The 16997-nt window shown below is 68.5% G+C and carries 17 protein-coding genes; 10 read left to right on the plus strand and 7 right to left on the minus strand.

Features of this window, described 5'->3' with window-relative positions; translation table 11 throughout:
* The first annotated feature begins 152 nt into the window (after positions 1-152).
* The 5 genes from ACODSL_RS13290 to yihA all read left to right on the plus strand — a co-directional run bounded on the left by ACODSL_RS13290 (position 153) and on the right by yihA (position 4411).
* Positions 153-1136, plus strand: coding sequence for an NADPH:quinone oxidoreductase family protein (locus tag ACODSL_RS13290; protein ID WP_488901178.1), 984 nt, complete (start codon positions 153-155; stop codon positions 1134-1136).
* 101 nt (positions 1137-1237) lie between these two features.
* Positions 1238-1375: a 50S ribosomal protein L34 gene (rpmH, locus tag ACODSL_RS13295; RefSeq protein ID WP_488901179.1), complete on the plus strand. Its 138-nt coding sequence runs from the start codon at positions 1238-1240 to the stop codon at positions 1373-1375.
* 63 nt (positions 1376-1438) lie between these two features.
* Entirely contained in the window at positions 1439-1840 is a 402-nt protein-coding gene (locus tag ACODSL_RS13300; RefSeq protein WP_488901180.1) for a ribonuclease P protein component, read from the plus strand.
* Between the two features lie 7 nt (positions 1841-1847).
* Positions 1848-3776: a membrane protein insertase YidC gene (yidC, locus tag ACODSL_RS13305; RefSeq protein ID WP_488901181.1), complete on the plus strand. Its 1929-nt coding sequence runs from the start codon at positions 1848-1850 to the stop codon at positions 3774-3776.
* A gap of 65 nt (positions 3777-3841) precedes the next feature.
* Complete coding sequence (yihA, locus tag ACODSL_RS13310) at positions 3842-4411, plus strand: ribosome biogenesis GTP-binding protein YihA/YsxC (RefSeq protein ID WP_488901468.1); 570 nt, start codon at positions 3842-3844, stop codon at positions 4409-4411.
* A 114-nt stretch (positions 4412-4525) separates the two neighbouring features.
* Here the strand turns inward: yihA and ACODSL_RS13315 are convergent, their stop codons facing one another.
* Complete coding sequence (locus tag ACODSL_RS13315) at positions 4526-5800, minus strand: Xaa-Pro dipeptidase (protein WP_488901182.1); 1275 nt, start codon at positions 5798-5800, stop codon at positions 4526-4528.
* Between the two features lie 146 nt (positions 5801-5946).
* Between ACODSL_RS13315 and ACODSL_RS13320 the strand changes: the two genes are divergently transcribed.
* From ACODSL_RS13320 to ACODSL_RS13330, 3 genes are read left to right on the plus strand one after another with little or no spacing between them, the layout of a single operon-like run.
* Positions 5947-7035: a GNAT family N-acetyltransferase gene (locus ACODSL_RS13320; RefSeq protein WP_488901183.1), complete on the plus strand. Its 1089-nt coding sequence runs from the start codon at positions 5947-5949 to the stop codon at positions 7033-7035.
* A gap of 29 nt (positions 7036-7064) precedes the next feature.
* A complete protein-coding gene (locus tag ACODSL_RS13325; protein ID WP_488901184.1) occupies positions 7065-8267 on the plus strand; it encodes a threonine ammonia-lyase in 1203 nt (400 codons plus the stop codon).
* Positions 8268-8277: 10 nt separating this feature from the next.
* A complete protein-coding gene (locus ACODSL_RS13330) occupies positions 8278-8793 on the plus strand; it encodes an FKBP-type peptidyl-prolyl cis-trans isomerase (RefSeq protein ID WP_488901185.1) in 516 nt (171 codons plus the stop codon).
* 7 nt (positions 8794-8800) lie between these two features.
* On the opposite strand, the gene ACODSL_RS13335 is transcribed toward ACODSL_RS13330, so the two are convergent.
* The gene (locus tag ACODSL_RS13335; protein ID WP_488901186.1) at positions 8801-9946 is read right to left on the minus strand and encodes an acyl-CoA dehydrogenase family protein; all 1146 of its coding nucleotides are present in this window, start codon (positions 9944-9946) and stop codon (positions 8801-8803) included.
* 168 nt (positions 9947-10114) lie between these two features.
* On the opposite strand from ACODSL_RS13335, the gene ACODSL_RS13340 reads away from it, so the two are divergent.
* The gene (locus tag ACODSL_RS13340) at positions 10115-10813 is read left to right on the plus strand and encodes a winged helix-turn-helix transcriptional regulator (protein WP_488901187.1); all 699 of its coding nucleotides are present in this window, start codon (positions 10115-10117) and stop codon (positions 10811-10813) included.
* Between the two features lie 4 nt (positions 10814-10817).
* On the opposite strand, the gene purU is transcribed toward ACODSL_RS13340, so the two are convergent.
* Positions 10818-11660 carry a formyltetrahydrofolate deformylase gene (purU, locus tag ACODSL_RS13345; protein WP_488901469.1) on the minus strand — a complete coding sequence of 281 codons (843 nt, stop codon included), beginning with the start codon at positions 11658-11660 and terminating at the stop codon, positions 10818-10820.
* A gap of 129 nt (positions 11661-11789) precedes the next feature.
* Here purU and argE point away from each other — a divergent pair, with 129 nt between their 5' ends.
* Positions 11790-12959 (plus strand): acetylornithine deacetylase, encoded by a 1170-nt coding sequence (argE, locus tag ACODSL_RS13350; protein WP_488901188.1) that lies wholly within the window; start codon positions 11790-11792, stop codon positions 12957-12959.
* Positions 12960-13070: 111 nt separating this feature from the next.
* Here argE and queG read toward each other — a convergent pair whose 3' ends face one another.
* Genes queG through ACODSL_RS13370 form a run of 4 tightly spaced genes read right to left on the minus strand, consistent with a single transcriptional unit; the run spans position 13071 to position 16926 of the window.
* The gene (gene queG / locus ACODSL_RS13355) at positions 13071-14126 is read right to left on the minus strand and encodes a tRNA epoxyqueuosine(34) reductase QueG (protein ID WP_488901470.1); all 1056 of its coding nucleotides are present in this window, start codon (positions 14124-14126) and stop codon (positions 13071-13073) included.
* A complete protein-coding gene (fzlA, locus tag ACODSL_RS13360) occupies positions 14107-14793 on the minus strand; it encodes an FtsZ-binding protein FzlA (RefSeq protein WP_488901189.1) in 687 nt (228 codons plus the stop codon). The genes queG and fzlA overlap by 20 nt, the downstream gene beginning before the upstream one ends.
* A gap of 55 nt (positions 14794-14848) precedes the next feature.
* Complete coding sequence (locus tag ACODSL_RS13365; protein ID WP_488901190.1) at positions 14849-15787, minus strand: cation diffusion facilitator family transporter; 939 nt, start codon at positions 15785-15787, stop codon at positions 14849-14851.
* A 53-nt stretch (positions 15788-15840) separates the two neighbouring features.
* Positions 15841-16926: a citrate synthase/methylcitrate synthase gene (locus tag ACODSL_RS13370; RefSeq protein WP_488901191.1), complete on the minus strand. Its 1086-nt coding sequence runs from the start codon at positions 16924-16926 to the stop codon at positions 15841-15843.
* Between the last annotated feature and the right edge of the window lie 71 nt (positions 16927-16997).

Genomic DNA, 16997 nt, shown 5'->3' on the forward strand with positions numbered 1-16997 from the left:
CCCCCCCCCCCCCCCCCCCCCCGGCCCCACCCTGACCGCTTCGCGGTCTTTCCCTCCCCATGAAGGGGAGGGAGAAGAGCCTGGGCAGGAAGTTCGGGGGTGACTCCCGCAGCGGAAACGCCGCAAGAATCCAGCCGAAATCGGAGAAGACAATGCGTGCGCTTGTCGTCGACAGCCTTGGCCCGACCTACGAGGGCGTGTCCCTGAAGGACATCCCTGTACCCACGCCGCGCCCCGGCGAGGTGCTGGTCAGGGTCCGAGCGGCCAGTGTCAATTTCCCCGATATCCTGATGACCAAGGGCGAGTACCAGCTCAAGCCGCCGCTGCCGTTCATCGGCGGCATGGAGCTGGCCGGCGAGGTCACGGCGCTCGGCGAGGGCGTGACACAGTTCGCGGTCGGCGACGCTGTCGTCGGCGGGGCCAAGCTGGGCGGGTTCGCCGAGTTCGCGGTGCTGCCGGCCGCCACGATCCGCCGCAAGCCGGACAACCTGGGCTTCTCCCAGGCCGCCGCCGTCGGCGCGGCCTATCTGACAGCCTGGGTTGCTCTGGTGCGCAGGGCGCGACTGGAGCCCGGCGAGTGGGTTCTGGTGCATGGCGCCGCCGGCGGGGTCGGTCTGGCCGCAGTGGACCTCGCAAAAGCCCTGGGCGCCCGGGTCATCGCGGCCTCGGCCTCGGACGCGAAGCTGAAGATCGTCGCTGATGAGTATGCCCCGGACGCGACGCTCAACGTCACGGAGGGTTTCCGTGAACAGGTCAAGGCGATCACCGGTGGCGCGGGGGCGGACGTGATCTACGACCCGGTCGGCGGCGACGTGTTCGACGAAAGCACGCGCTGTATCGCCTTCGACGGTCGGCTGCTGGTCATCGGCTTCACCTCCGGCCGCATCCCGACGATCTCGGTCAACATGCCCCTGATCAAGGGCTTCTCGGTCATCGGCGTGCGGGCCGGCGAATACGGCCGCCAGTTCCCCGAGCGCGGTCGCGAGAACATGGACGCTGTCTGGGCGTTGGCCGCGGAGGGACGAATCCGCCCCCGCGTCCACGCCGAGTTGCCGCTGGACCGCTGGCGCGAGGCGTTCGACCTGCTGACCGACCGAAAGGTCGTCGGCAAGGCCGTGATCCGCCCGGACCTGTAAGGGCTCGGGTTGACTCGGCCCCGGCCTTCCCTTATCCACCCCCGCTCATCGCGACGGGCCTCGCTTGGCGCGGACAGACCTTTAGACTTTGGAGCCATCCCGTGAGCAAGCGGACCTTTCAGCCTTCGCGTCTCGTGCGCGCGCGCCGTCATGGCTACCGTGCGCGGATGGCCACCAAGAGCGGTCAGAAGATCGTTGCGCGTCGCCGCGCCAAGGGCCGCAAGCGCCTGACGGCCTAGTTTTCGTCGCGCGCGTCCCCATTTGCCTCGCACGCCCGGAAATTTGGGTAGGGGCCGGGACCGTTGGACCAGACACCCATTCTTGAACGCCTGACGAAACGGCCGGACTTTCTGTCGGCCGCCAAGGCTCCGTCATGCGCCCGCGGCGCCGTGGTCGTGCAGCGCCGTGACCGCGCCGATGGCGACTCCCGCATCCGCGCGGGTTTCACCGCGACAAAAAGAGTCGGCGGATCGGTGGTCCGCAACCGGGCCCGGCGACGGCTGCGCGAGGCCGCGCGCCTGCTGCTGCCTCAGGCGGGACGCCCCGGATCCGACTATGTGTTCATCGCCCGGGGCGGCACGACGACGCGCGCCTGGGACCGGCTCCTTGACGATGTGAAAAGCGCGCTGTTAAGGCTCGCCGCCGATCCAGACCCTGCGTCCGCGCAACCCGCCGCGACGTCCGATCCCTCCCGCACCGGTTAAGCGCGACATGCCGCAGAACGAATCCCGGAACATGATCGCCTTCATGGTGATCGCGTTCGTTATCCTCATCGGCTACCAGGCCCTGGTCCTGGATCCCGCGAACAAGAAAAAGCAGGCGGCGCTCAAGCACGACCAGGCCGTCGCGGCGGCCCAGGTCGGCGCGCCCAAGCCGACCAGCGGTCCGACGGTGACGGTGTCCCGCGCCGAGGCCGTCGCCCGCAGCCCGCGTGTCGCGATCGAAACGCCAGCGCTGAAGGGCTCGCTGCGCCTGCAGGGCGCGCGCATCGACGACCTGTTCCTCACCGAGCGGGGCCCCAAGGGCTACAAGTACGGCGAGACGCTGGACAAGGGCTCGCCCCCGGTCGAGCTGCTGCGCCCCGAGGGCGCGGAGCATCCCTGGTTCGCCGACTTCGGCTGGACCGACAACATCGCCCCGGGCGTGCCGACCCCCAAGGTGCCCGGCCTGCCCTCGGCCGACACGATCTGGACTGTCTCCTCGGCCAACACCGTTCTGGCCCCGGGCAAGCCGGTCGAGCTGACCTATGTGGCCCCCAACCGGCTGGTGTTCACCCGCACTATCTCGGTCGATGACAAGTTCATGTTCACGGTGACCGACACGGTCGCCAACCTGGGCGCCGCGCCCGTCACCATCCGCCCCTACGCCTCCATACAGCGCCAGGGTCTGCCGCCCCACCACGGCAAGGCGCAGAACGTCCATGAAGGCGCTGTCGGCGCGCTGGGCTCCCTTCCCGAGAAGGCCGCGCCGGAACTGCGCCTGCTGAAGTTCACCGCCTGGAAAAAGAAGGCGGCCGACGCCGCCGAGCGCGCCCAGAAGGACGCCGCCAAGGCCGGCCAGGCCTGGGATCCGAACGCCGAGGTGATCGTCAACAGCTTCAACTCGACCGGCGGCTGGCTCGGCCTGACCGACAAGTACTGGCTGGCCGCGCTCGTGCCGGCCCAGTCGGAAAAGATCACCGGCGAATACGGCTCCGTCACCAGCGGCGGCGTGAACATCTATGACGCCCACTTCGGCGGCACGCCCCGCATCATCAATCCCGGCCGCCAGGTCGCCACCACCACCCGCCTGTTCGCCGGCGCCAAGGTGGTCCAGACCCTGAAGGGCTACCAGAAGTCCTACGGCATCCCGATGTTCGAGAACGCCGTCGACTGGGGCCTGCTGAGCTTCCTCACCAAGCCCTTCTTCATGCTGCTGGAGTTCTTCTTCAACCACCTGGCCAACTTCGGCCTGGCCATCCTGGCCATGACCGTCTGCGTGCGGCTGCTGGTCTTCCCGCTGGCCCAGAAGAGCTCCGAGTCGATGGCCCGGATGAAGAAGCTCCAGGAGCCGATGGCCGAGATCAAGGCTCGCTACAAGGACGACCCGGTCAAATCGCAGCAGGAAACCATGGCCCTGATGCAGCGGGAGAAGGTCAACCCGATGGCCGGCTGTCTGCCGATCCTCGTGCAGTTCCCGGTGTTCCTGGCCTTCTACAAGGTGCTGTCGGTGACCATCGAGATGCGCCACGCGCCGTTCTTCGGCTGGCTGCATGACCTGTCGGCCCAGGATCCGACGACCTTCGTAAACCTGTTCGGGCTGCTGCCGTTCGATCCGGCCCACATTCCGGTGATCGGCGGCCTGGTGGACCAGTACCTGCACATCGGCGTCCTGCCGCTGCTCTACGGCTTCACCATGTGGCTCGTCACCTCGATGAACCCGCCGGCGCCGGACCCCATGCAGCAGCGCATCTTCCAGCTGATGCCGATCATGTTCACCTTCATTATGGCCGCTTTCCCGGCCGGCCTGCTGGTCTACTGGACCTTCTCGAACGTGTTCTCGATCTTCCAGCAGTACGTGATCATGCACCGGCTCAAGACCGAGAACCCGATCGACACCTTCATCGCCCGCCTCCGCGGGGAGGATAAGGCCACGGCGTGACCGAGCTCTTCGACGACGAGCAGATCGAGGCCGCCCGCGTCCTCTTCGCCCATCCCGCCACCTTCATGATGGGGGCGGTGAAGATGGACGGTCTGCCGCCGGCGGACCTGCCCGAGGTGGCCTTCGCCGGCCGCTCCAACGTCGGCAAGTCGAGCCTGATCAACGCCCTGGTCGGCCAGAAGTACCTCGCCCGGGCTTCGAACGAGCCGGGCCGCACGCGGGAGATCAACTTCTTCCTGCTGGACGAGAAGCTGCGGCTGGTCGATCTGCCCGGCTACGGCTTCGCCCGGGTCTCGCGCACGTCCAAGGACAAGTTCCAGAACCTCGGCCGCCAGTATCTGCGCGGCCGGCCGAACCTGAAGCGGGTCTATCTGCTGATCGACTCACGGCACGGCCTCAAGGAGCCCGACACCGAGGCGCTCGACGCGCTCGACACGGCGGCGGTGTCCTACCAGATCATCCTGACCAAGGCCGACAAGATCAAACCGGCCGAGGTCGAGGCGGTCGTGGCCAAAACGACAGCCCAGATCGCCAAGCGTCCGGCCGCGTTCCCGCGCGTTCTGGCCACTTCGTCGGAGAAGGGGACCAACATGCCCCTGCTCCGCGCCGAGATCATGGCGACCTGCGAGGTCTAAATCCTCCCCATCGGGGGAGGTGGCTCGCCAAAGGCGAGGCGGAGGGGGTCGCCCTGGATCTGAGCGGACCCCCTCAGTCGGCTTCGCCGACAGCTCCCCCAAGGGGGGGAGCAGCTACTGCCCCCGAACCACGACCCCGCCCTTCATGACGAAGGTCACGTGCTCAAGCTGCGTCACGTCCGCCAGCGGGTCGCCCGCGACGGCGATCAGGTCGCCCCAGCGACCGACGGCGACCTGACCCACGTCGCCGGATTGGCCCAGGGCGGCGGCGGCGTTGATCGTGGCGGCCTGGATGGCCTGCAGCGGCGTGGCGCAGTAGCGGACCATTACGGCGAACTGCTTCGCGTTCCAGCCATGCGGATAGATGCCGGCGTCGGTCGAGTAGATCTGCTTCACGCCGGCCTTCACGGCCTTGCAGAAGTTCTGCCGCTGGGCCTCGCCGATGTCGGCGTCCTTCTTGATCTCGCTCTCACGCACGCCGTTCGCCCGGCCTTCAGCCTGGGTGTAGTCGGTGTTGTAGATGTCCATGCCGAAGAAAGCGCCGTACTTCAGCGCCAGTTTGATGCCCTCGTCGTCGACGAGGCTGGCGTGTTCGATGGTGTCGACTCCGCCCTGGATGGCGGCGCGGATGCCTTCGGGACCATGGGCGTGGGCGGCGACCTTCATGCCGTCCATGTGGGCCTCGTCGACGATGGCCTTTATCTCCTCGACCGACAGCTGCTGGACGCCGACCGCGTCGTTGGAGAAGACGCCGCCGGTCGCGCAGATCTTGATCACCTTCGCGCCATACTTCTTCATCGTCCGGACCAGCTTCCGGGCCTCATCGGGGCCGTCGAACACGCCCGGCGAGGTCATGTTCACCGACGGCGGGAAATAGGTCGTGTCGCAGTGGCCGCCGGTCGCGCCGAGGGCATAGCCGGCGGGCGTGATCCGCGGGCCGGGAATGATGCCCTCGTTGATCGCCTCCATCAGGGCAACATCATTGTAGCGATCCGACCCGACGTTGCGCACCGAGGTGAAACCGGCGTTCAGCGTCGCCGCCGCGCTGGGTACGGCCACAACGGCCCAGAAACTGTCAGTGAAGGCCAGACCCGTGTAGCCGCCGTACTTCGGCGTCGAGTCCAGGTGGACATGCATGTCGATCAGGCCGGGCAGCAGGGTCTGACCGGGCAGGTCGATCTTCTGGGCGTCGGCCGGGACCGTCATCGTGGCGGGCGTTCCAACGGCCGTGATACGCCCGTCCGTGATCACCACCATGGGCTGCTCGACATATTTGCCGGTAACGACATCGAGCAGGCGCGCGGCGGTCACGACCACCGTCTTGGCCTGGGCGACGCCGGCGGAAAACGTGGCCATGGCCAGGGTGAAGGCGACAATCGCGCGACGCATGAAGGGAACTCCCGGGAAAACAGACCCCCGTCATAGCGCCGCTTCGGGCCGTCTCGCCAGCCGGAAGTCTGCCCGAGAGTCTAAACGCTCCCGCAAGGGTTGGGCGCTAGGGTTGCGGGCGTCCAGACCCGCCGGGGAGCCTCTTCGTGAAGATTGATGTCGTCAGACCCTGGGAGCTGACCGCGTTCGCCGTCGAGCGCTGGGCGGCGCTGCAGGCGGCCGACCCGAGCCTGGACAGCCCCTTTCTGTCACCGCACTGGCCCCGGGCCGTGGCGCGGGCGCATAGCCCGGAGAATGCCGACCGCGGTCTTCGGGTGGCGGTTCTGGGCGGGCTGAACGATCCCAGGGGTTTCATCGCCGCGCGGGTCGGCGCCTTTACCGCGATGCCGGCCGGGGCGCCGATGTGCGACTATCAGGGCCTGGTGGGCGAGCCCGGGCTGCAGGTTGATCCGCGCGCGATCGCCGAGGCGTTCGGCGTGGGGCGGTTCGACTTTTCCCACATGCTCGAGGACCAGACGCCGTTCGCGCCGCTGGCCCGGGGGCGCGAGGACTCGTTCGTCATCGATGTGGGCGACGGTTATGCGGCCTATGAGGCGGAGCGGAAGGCCGCCGGCGTCTCCGCCCTGAAGGACACCGACAAGAAGCGTCGCAAGGTCGAGCGCGAGCTGGGCCCGGTGACCTTCACCGCCTTTTCCCGCTCTCGCGCTGACTTCGACCAGCTGGTCGCCTGGAAGCAGGCCCAATGGCAGGCGACCGGCCAGACTGACCTGTTCGCCGCCGGATGGCCGCTTCGGCTGGTGCAAAACCTGTTTCAGAGCCGTGATCCTGACTTCGGCGGGGTCATGTTCACGCTTCACATCGGCGAGACGCTCGCGGCGGCCCAGATGGATCTCCGGGGCGGGCGCAATATCCACAGCTGGATCATAAGCCACGACCCGCAGTTCGAGCGCTACTCACCGGGCATGCTCCTGTTCCAGGAGATCCTGCGCTGGATGGATGACACGCCCTACAGCCGCCTCGACCTTGGCGCGGGCGACTACCGGTTCAAGCGGGAGCTCTCGAATGTCCGGGTCGGCGTGACCCACGGCTTCATCGGCGCGCCGTCGGCGGCGGCGCTGATGCGGGAAACTGCCTATGCCCTGCGCAAGGCGGCGGAATCACTTCCGCTCGGCCGGGTCTCCGAACTGCCCGGAAAGGCTATGCGGCGGCTTGACCTCATGCGGGGTTTGCGGTGAAGGCTGGCGCCCCGCCCGCCTGAACGCCCATGACCCTTACCCTCGAAGACATCAAGGCCGCCGCCGGCCGTATCGCCGGCCATGTCGAGCGGACCCCCTGCCGCTATTCCCGCACGCTGTCGGAGATCACCGGCGCCCAGGTGTGGGTCAAGTTCGAGAACCTGCAGTTCACTGCCGCCTACAAGGAGCGCGGCGCGCTGAACAAGCTGATGCTGCTGACCGATGAGGAACGATCGCGCGGCGTGATCGCCGCCAGCGCCGGCAACCATGCCCAGGGCCTGGCCTACCACGGCGCCCGCCTCGGCGTTCCTGTGACTATCGTCATGCCCAAGGGCACGCCGTTCGTGAAGGTCGAACACACCCGCCAGCACGGGGCCAATGTGGTCATCTTCGGCGACACCTATGACGAGGCCGCCGCCCACGCCCAGCAGCTCCGCGAAGAGCGCGACCTGACCTTCGTTCACCCCTTCGACGACTATGACGTGATGGCGGGCCAGGGCACGATCGCCCTGGAAATGCTGGAAGACGTGCCGGACCTCGAGGTGCTGCCGGTGCCGATCGGCGGCGGTGGGCTGATCAGCGGCGTCGCCACGGCCGCCAAGGCGATCAATCCGAACATCCGCATCATCGGCTGCGAGCCGGCGATGTTCCCCAGCTTCACCGCCCGCATGCGCGGCCTGAACGCCGAGGCCGGCGGGCAAACCATCGCCGAGGGCATCGCGGTCAAGGAAGTCGGGACCAGGACCTATGCCGTCGCCCGGCCGCTGATCGACGACGTCCTGCTGCTGGAAGAGCCCTATATCGAGCGGGCGGTGGCCCTCTACTGCAACGTCGAGAAGACCATCGCCGAGGGCGCCGGCGCGGCCTCGCTGGCGGCGTTGCTGGCCTATCCGGAGCGGTTCCGCGGCAAGAAGTGCGGCCTGATCCTGTGCGGTGGCAACATCGACACGCGCCTGCTGGCCTCGGTGCTGACCCGCGAGCTGGTCCGGGCCCAGCGACTGGTCTCCCTGCGCATCATCGGCGACGATCGCCCGGGCCTGCTGGCCACGGTCAGTCGTGTGATCGGCGAGATGGGCGGCAACATCATCGAGGTGGCGCACAACCGCCTCGCCCTCGACGTGCCGGCCAAGGGCGCGGAGTTCGACATCATGATCGAAACCCGCGATGCCCAGCATACCCAGGAAATCATGGACGCCCTGCGCCAGAGCGGTTACCCGCCCCGCTTCGTCTAGGAGACAGACAATGCTTCGCCGCACCTTCATCGTGGCCGCCGCGCTGGCGTCCGTCGCGCTCGCTGGATGCGGCCCGAAGAGGCCCGACCCGGCGCTGCTGGAAGCCAACGCCACGGCCGCCGCCGCCTTCATGGCCACGACCGCCAAGGAAGCCGGCATCCAGAAGCTGCCGTCCGGCGTGCTCTACAAGGTGGTCGCCAGCGGTCCGGCCGACGGCGTCGCGCCGTTTCTGCAGGACGAGGTCAAGGTCCACTACGAAGGCAAGCTGACCTCGGGCGAGGTGTTCGACAGTTCGTTCGAGCGCGGCGCGCCGGCGGTCATGGGCCTGCGCCGCCTGATCCCCGCATGGACCGAGGCCCTGCAGAAGATGAAGCCGGGCGACGAGTGGATCCTCTATGTGCCGCCGTCGCAGGGCTACGGCGAAACCGGCACGCCGGGCGGCCCCATTCCGCCCAACAGCGCCTTGATCTTCCGGATCCGGTTGATCGGCGTGCTGCCGGCGGCGGGATCGTCCCGGCTGGGGTAGGGCGACCCTACCCGTCGATGTCCCACCCGAGCGCCAGGCGACCGCTGTAGCGCTGCTGGGGCTTCTCCTGCAGGGGGTGGAACCGCGCGCCCTGGATGTCGCGGAAGGTGCGCTCCAGCCCGGTTGACCGATAGAACGAAGCGCCGCCGACGACTTCCATCGCCCGTTCCACCGTCGAGATGGCCGCGCGGCCGGCGATCGTCCGCCCGATCATCGCCCGTCCCGTCGCATCCGGCCCGGGCCGCCCCGACTGCGCCAGGGCGATCATCCGTTCCAGCGCCATCTCGGCCATGGCGAAGGCGTTCTCCATCTCGCCGACCCTCAGGGACATGGCCTCGTCCTCGGGCCTGCGACCGGCGAACGTCAGCGCCGTTGTCCGCGCGCCCTCGGCCACCCCGACATAGGCGGAATAGATCAGCGCGAAGGCGATCATGCTGATGGTGTGGAACAGGGGATGCCAGACCCCCTTCGGGCGCCGTCCGGACACGGCCGCATCCGGGATAAACGCGTCGGTCAGGATGATGTCGTGCGATCCCGTTCCGCGCATGCCCAGTGTATGCCAGGTGTCCTCCACGCTGACGCCCTCCGCCTTCAGCGACACGGCGAAATGCAGGACCGTCGGGCCACCCTCGGGATCGTCCCACACCGCGCTGGTCGACAGCAGGTCGCCGGCCGGCGAGCCGCTGGAGAAGGGCTTCCGGGCGGTGACCCTGAAACCGCCGTCGACCTTGACCGCCGTCCCGCCACTGTCCAGCCAGTCCGAGCCGCCACTGGACACCAGGATCAGGTCTTCCGCGGCGACGCGCTTGAGCAGGCCCTCGGTCGGCGCGCCCTGGTGCCGCCAGCGCCATGCCGCCACGGCGACAAGGTGGCTGTGCATGGCGGCGGCCAGCGCCGTCGAACCGCAGGCCGCGCCCAGGCGACGGATGGCGTGGCAGATATCCTCGATCTCAGCCCCGCCGCCGCCGAATTCGACCGGGACCAGCGCCTTGAAGAAGCCCTCCGCCTTCAGCAGGGCATAAGCTTCCTCAACAAAGCTGTCGTCTGCGTCGTGCGCGGCGGCATGGACGGCGATCGCATCGGCGATGCGGTCGGCGCGTTCGAGCCATTCGGAACGGGTCGAGTGGTCGGCCGGCGCGAGGGCGAGCGACATTGAATTCTCCGGTGAACATCGGCGGCGGGGCGCCTGAGGTGCCGCAATCCTGCCGTCACCGGGTGGCGTTCTCCAGTTCAGCAAATGAATTTCGTTAGTGCAGATACTGAACTCGTCACCGGTCGTCCCATCGGCCTATTATGGGGACCTTTTGTTCCGGAGCGCGCGATGACCGAGCATAACTATCGTCAGTTCTGCCCCGTCGCGATGGCCGCCGAAGTGCTCTGTTCGCGCTGGACCGTGGTGGTGTTGCGGGAGTTTTTCGCCGGCTCGACGCGGTTCAACCAGTTGCGTCGGGGCGTGCCCCGCATGTCGCCCGGCCTGCTCTCGCAGCGGCTCAAGAGCCTGGAAGCCGCGGGCATCCTGCGTCGCGCGCCCTCGGCCGACGATCCGGGCGTTCTGGAGTACCACCTCACCGAATCCGGCCGGGAGCTCGCGCCTCTGGTGGAGGCTTTCGGCGTCTGGGGCCAGCGCTGGGTGGCCACGGAACTGTCGCTGCAGCATCTGGATGCGTCCCTGCTGATGTGGGACATGCGCCGAAACCTCGTCCCGACGCCCATGCCCGCTGGCCGCAGCGTGATCCAGTTTCGCTATCCGGAACTCAGGTCCACGGACCGGTCCTGGTGGCTGATCGTCAAACCGGGCGAAGAGGTCGACCTCTGCTCGGTCGATCCGGGGTTCGAGGTGGACCTCTATGTGACCTCGGACCTACGTACCATGACCGCGATCTGGATGGGCCTCGACACCGTGCGCGTCGCCCAGGCGGCGCAACGGCTGATCCTGACCGGCGATCGCGCGCTCGCCGGCAACATGCAGACCTGGCTCGGCCTGAGCCCGTTCGCCAAAGAGCGCAAGATCGCGGGCTGACGAGCTAGTCCGTGAAAACCACGGTCTTGCGACCGTTCAGCAGCACCCGGTCCTCCAGGGACCAGCGCAGGGCGCGGGCCAGCACGCGGCGCTCGATGTCACGGCCCTTGCGGATCAGATCGTCGGGCGTGTCGCGGTGGCTGATCCGTTCGACGTCCTGCTCGATGATCGGGCCTTCATCCAGATCGCCCGTGACGAAGTGGGCGCTGGCGCCGATGACCTTCACGCCCCGGGCGTGGGCCTGATGGTAGGGCTTGGCGCCCTTGAAGCCCGGCAGGAAGGAGTGGTGGATGTTGATGCAGCGCCCCTCCAGCTTGGCCGCGAGACCATCGGACAGGACCTGCATGTAGCGGGCAAGCACCACAAGGTCGGCGTCCGAGTCGCGGATCAGCGCCCAGACCTGCGCCTCCTGCTCCAGCTTGGTGTCCTTGCTGACCGGCAGGTGGTGGAACGGCAGGTCCGAGAGGTCGACGTTGCGATAGGTCTCGGACGGGTGGTTGGAGATCACGCCGGCGATATCCATCGGCAGCTCACCGATGCGCCAGCGGTAGAGCAAGTCCGACAGGCAGTGGTCCGACTTGCTGGCCAGGATCATGACCTTCTTGCGCACCTTCGGGTCGCGCAGGCTCCAGTCCATGGCGAAGCCGTCGGCGATGGGCGTGAACGCGGTCCGCAGGGCATCGGCGCCATGGCTGTCCGGCGCGAACACCACCCGCATGAAGAACCGGCCGGTCTCGGCGTCATCGTACTGCTGGGCGTCGAGAATGTTGCAGTCCCGCTCCGCCAGAAACGCGGACACGGCCGCCACGATGCCGCGGCGGTCGGGGCAGGACAGGGTGAGGATCAGGCCTTGGGTCGACATGAGCGAGGGGCATAAGGGCGGGACCCCGACAGGGCAAGGGTCGGCGCATACGACGCGATCCTCTCCCTCCAGGAGAGGATTGGCGCGTGGAGGGATCACTCGTACACATTCCCCATGCCCGACGCCTCCGCCCTCGCCGACGACGCCATCGCCATCCTGGGCAAGCTCGTCAGCTTCGACACCACCTCACGCCTGTCGAACCTCGCCCTGATCGACTGGGTCGAGACGTATCTGGCGGACCTGGGCGTACCGAGCCGCCGGATCGCCAGCGCTGACGGCGACAAGGCCAACCTGCTCGCCAGCGTCGGTCCGGCGGTCGAGGGCGGCGTGATCCTGTCGGGGCATACCGACGTGGTGCCCGTCGACGGCCAGCCCTGGACCAGCGATCCCTTCGCCCTGACCGAGCGAGACGGGAAGCTCTACGGGCGAGGCTCCTCGGACATGAAGGGGTTCATCGCCCTTGCGCTGGCGGCGGTTCCCCTGTTCCGCGAGGGGCTGAAGCGCCCGGTCCACCTGGCATTCTCCTACGACGAGGAAGTCGGCTGTTTCGGCGCGCCGGAGATGATCGCGACAATCGCCCGCGACTTGCCTCGCCCTGCACTGGCCATCGTCGGCGAGCCGTCACTGATGAAGGCGGTCGGCGGCCACAAGGGCGCGGCCTTCTTCCGCGTGGTGGTCAGCGGCCGCGAAGCCCACTCCAGCCAGACCCATCTTGGCGTTTCGGCCAATATGGCGGCGGTTGAGCTGATCAGCGCCCTGTCGGCCCTGGCCGATGATCTGTCGGCGAAGGCCGATCCCGCCTCCCCGTTCGAACCGAAGGGGACCAGCCTGACCATCGGCCGGATCGACGGCGGCACGGCGGCCAATATCCTCGCCCGCCGCTGCGAGATCGTCTTCGACGTTCGCGCCGAGCCGGGCGATGACCCGCTGGTGGTGCTGGCGCCCTTCATCGCCCGGGTCGCCGACCTCGACGCGCGGTTGAAGGCCCGCGATCCCGATTGCGGCGCGGTGTTCGAGATGCTGGCCAATGTGCCGTCAATGGCTCCCGACAACGGCGCGGCGGAGGCCTTCGTGCGCGGCCTGACCGGCGACAACGGTCCGGTACGCGCCGTGCCCTACGCCGCAGAGGGCGGCCAGTTCCAGGGCGCAGGCTTCTCGACCGTCATCTGCGGTCCTGGCGCCATCGACCAGGCTCACCAGCCGGACGAGTACGTCGAGATCGACCAGATGCGCCAGGGCGCGGCCTTCATGGTGCGGCTGGCGGAGACGTTGCGAGCCACTTGATCCTCCCCATCGGGGGAGGTGGACCGCCAAAGGCGGGCCGGAGGGGGTCTGCTCAGATCTCGGGTGACCCCCTCAGTCCGCTTCGCGGACAGCTCCCCCGATGGGGAGCATCTATCGTGGCGCCCGTTTCAACCTTGCCAGCGCCCACCCGGCCGCATCGCGCACGACCTCCGACGGATCGCCGGTCGGCGCCTCGGCGGACGCCGCCAGCGCCGGATCCCCGCTGTTGCCGATGGCGTAGAGCACGTTGCGTACGAACCGGTCGCGGCCGATGCGCTTGACCGGGCTCTTGCGGAACATCGCGCGGAAGGCGGCGTCATCGAGGGCCGCGAGACTGGCCAGCGAGGGCGAGCGCAATTCGTCCCGCGCATGGAAGGCGCTTTCCCGCGCCGTAGCGGCGAACTTGTTCCACGGACAGACGGCCAGGCAGTCGTCGCATCCGTAGATGCGGTTGCCCATCGCCGCGCGCAGATCCTCCGGTACGGGCCCGGCGTGCTCGATGGTCAGATAGGAGATGCAGCGCCGCGCATCGAGCCGGTAGGGCGCCGGAAAGGCGTTCGTCGGACAGATGTCGAGGCAGGCGCGGCAGGACCCGCAATGGTCGACCTCGGCGGCGTCCGGTTCTATCTCCAGCGTCGTCAGGACCGAGCCGAGAAACAGCCAGGACCCGAGCTCGCGCGAAACCAGGTTCGTGTGCTTGCCCTGCCAGCCGAGCCCTGCCCGCTGGGCCAGCGGCTTTTCCATCAGGGGCGCGGTGTCGACGAACACCTTCACCGCGCCGCCGGCTCGGGCGACGATCTTGCCGGCGAGGGTCTTGAGCCGGCCCTTGATCAGCTCGTGATAATCGCCGCCCTGGGCGTAGACGGAGATCGCGCCGGTCGAGCGGGCCTTGAGCGCCTCGAGCGGATCGCTGTCGGGGCCATAGTTGAGGCCGAGGACGACAGCGCTGCGCGCCTCCGGCCACATGCGGGTGGGGTGAGCGCGCCGCGGCAGGGTCTCGGCCATCCAGCCCATGGTCCCGTGCAGGCCTTCGGCGACGAAGGTCTTCAGCCGCTCCCCCGCTGGCCAGGCGTCCGCGGCCGAAGCGAACCCGCAGACATCGAAGCCGAGGCTCAGGGCCTCGGCGCGGATGCGGGCTCTGTCGGCGTCAGAAATCAAGGTCGTGATAGTGGGGGGAGGGCGCCAGACCGGGCCAGCGGTCGGCCAGCAGCGGCCGGAAACAGGGCCGCGACTTGATTTTCATGTACCAGGTGCGGGCGGTGGTGAAGTCGTTCCACGGCACATCGCCGAAGTAGTCGATCACCGACAGGTGCGCTGCGGCGGCCATGTCGGCCAGCGAGATGCGCTTGCCGGCCAGCCAGTCGCGATCGGCCAGCAGGCCCTCGATGTACTGCATGTGCAGCTTCAGGGCGTCGCGGCCGGCCCGGATGTTTGCCAGGGCGGGCGCCCCGAGACCGAGGAGCCGCTTCTCCATCTTCTCGTGCAGAAGATAGCCCGAGACCTCGGCGTCGAACTTGCGGTCGAACCACTGCAGCAGGCGGCGGGCCTCGGCCCGTTCGCCCGGCTCGCGGCCGAGCAGGGCGGGCTCGGGATTCTGTTCCTCGATATGTTCGAGAATGGCCCGCGTCTCGCAGACCACCACCCGCTTGCCGCCGTCGAGCTCGACCAGAACCGGCGGCACGCCGGACGGGTTGAGCAACAGGAAGTCGGCCGGGCTTTCCCACCAGCGGACCTGCACCTCGGTGAAGGACAGCCGCTTCTCGCCCAGCGCCAGCCGCACCTGCCGCGAGGCTGGATCGAGCGGGAAGTGGTGGAGGGTGCGTTCGACGCTCATCGGGGGTCCGGGTGATTCTCACCAGACATAACGCACGGGCGCGTTAAGGGCGCGTTTACCGCGCGGCGTGCTCGACCTCGCCGAAGGCGCCGCCGTGCGGTTCGGCCCGGCCGTGGGGGTCAGGGTGAATGATGATGTCAGCGCCCGGGAAGGCCGCCAGCACGCGGTTTTCCGCCGCGACCATCGCCTCGTGCGCGGCGGCCAGACTGCAGTCCGGATCGAGATCGGCGTGCATCTGGATGTGGATCCACGGCCCCGACGCGCGGGTGCGCAGCTGGTGGACGTCCTGGATGCGGTGGTCCTCGATCATGAGGGCGATGATCCTGGCGCGCTCTTCCTCGGGCAGCTCATGGTCCATCAGCTGGTTTCCGGCCTCGCGGAACACGCCGATCGCGCCCCACAGCAGCCAGACCGCGACCAGCAGGCCCGCGGCGGCGTCCAGCCAGTGGATGCCGAGCAGGGACGCTCCCGCGATCCCGGCCATGGCGGCGATGTTGGAGACCAGGTCTGCGGCGTAGTGGGCCCGGTCGCCGGTAACGGCCACCGATCGCGTCCGTTTGAGCACCCAGGACTGCACCGTGATCAGACCGAAGGTCATGACGACCGAGAGGCCCATCACCGCGATGGCCCAGCCGCCGGCGTCGATCGGCTGCGGCTTGAGCAGGCCCGCGAACGCCTCGCGGCCGATCAGGGCGGCGGAGGCGAACACCAGGCCCGCCTGCATCAGGCTGGCGAAGGCCTCGGCCTTGCCGTGACCGAAGCGGTGCTCGGCGTCCGGCGGTTCGACGGCGTAACGCACCGCATAAAGGGTGATCAGCGACGCCAGCAGGTCGAGACCGGAGTCGGCCAGCGACGCCAGCAGCGCCACCGACCCGCTGAACCACCAGGCGACCGCCTTGGCCGTCACCAGGACCACGGCCGTCGCGACCGACAGGGTGGTGACCCGGCGGGTCAGGACGGCCATCTGGGCCGAGGTCAGGGGCTTGGTGCTCATGACGCCCTTCTAGCCCGGTCCCGCTCGGGACCCCAGCGCGAACGAGTCGCGTTTCAGGCGGCCTGGCGTGGCTGCGGGCCGATGTAGTGCGACGCCGGGCGGATCAGGCGTCCGCCAACCAGCTGCTCGCGGGCGTGGGCGATCCACCCGGCCACCCGGCCCATCGCGAACACGCCGGTGAAGGTCGAGGGCGGGAAGGCGAGGGCCTCCAGCAGCAGCGCCGTGTAGAACTCGACGTTGATGTCCAGCGGCCGGTCGGGTTTGCGGTCCTTGAGGATGGCGAGGGCGGCCTTCTCGACCGCTTCGGCGAAGGCGACGCGTCCGGGCAGGACGTTTGAGCCCTCGCTCATGCGCCGCACGGCCGCCTTGAGCACGTCGGCGCGGGGATCGCGGACGCGGTAGACGCGGTGGCCGAAGCCCATCAGTCGCTCGCCCCGGTCCAGCGCCGCCTCCAGCCAGGCGCGGGCATTCTCCGGCCGGCCGATGCCGTCGAGCATGTCGATCACCGGGCCGGGCGCGCCGCCGTGAAGCGGGCCTTTCAGCGCCGAGATGCCGGCCAGAACGGCCGAGGTCAGGCCCGCCTGGGTCGATGACACGACCCGGGCCGCGAACGTCGAGGCGTTGAGCCCGTGATCGCTGACGGTCACCAGATAGGCGTCCAGCGCGTCGGCCTCAGCTTCACTGGCGGGGCGACCGCGCAGCATGCGCAGGATGTCGGCGCTGTGTCGCAGCGAGGCATCCGGTGGGACCAACGACTGGCCGGCCTGGGCGCGCACGACGGCGGGGATGAACACGGCCGGCGCGGCCAGAAGCTTCAGGGCGGTGTCCAGGCCGTCGCCGTCGGCCAGCCGGGCCGTCAGGGCGCGCATGGCCTCGACCGGCGTCAGTTTGAGCAGGCCGGCGTCTAGCGCGGCCGTCTCGGCGAAGACCGCGACCCTCGCGGCGCCGAGCGCGGCGGTCAGGTCCGACGGCATGTCATCGAAGAAGCCGTCGAACAGCAGGTGGGCGACGTCCTCGAAGCGGGTCCGTCCCGCGAGGTCGTCGAGGCTGTAGCCGCGGATGATCAGGTGGCCGGCGAGTCCGTCCACATCCGACAGCACCGTGTTGGCGGCGATCACGCCTTCCAGTCCGTCACTCATGTCTTGTCTCCTTTTCACGGGGAGACAAATCCGCCCGGATCGTGCTATCGTCAATCTTGATCAATATAATC

This window comes from Caulobacter sp. FG121, assembly GCF_057809815.1.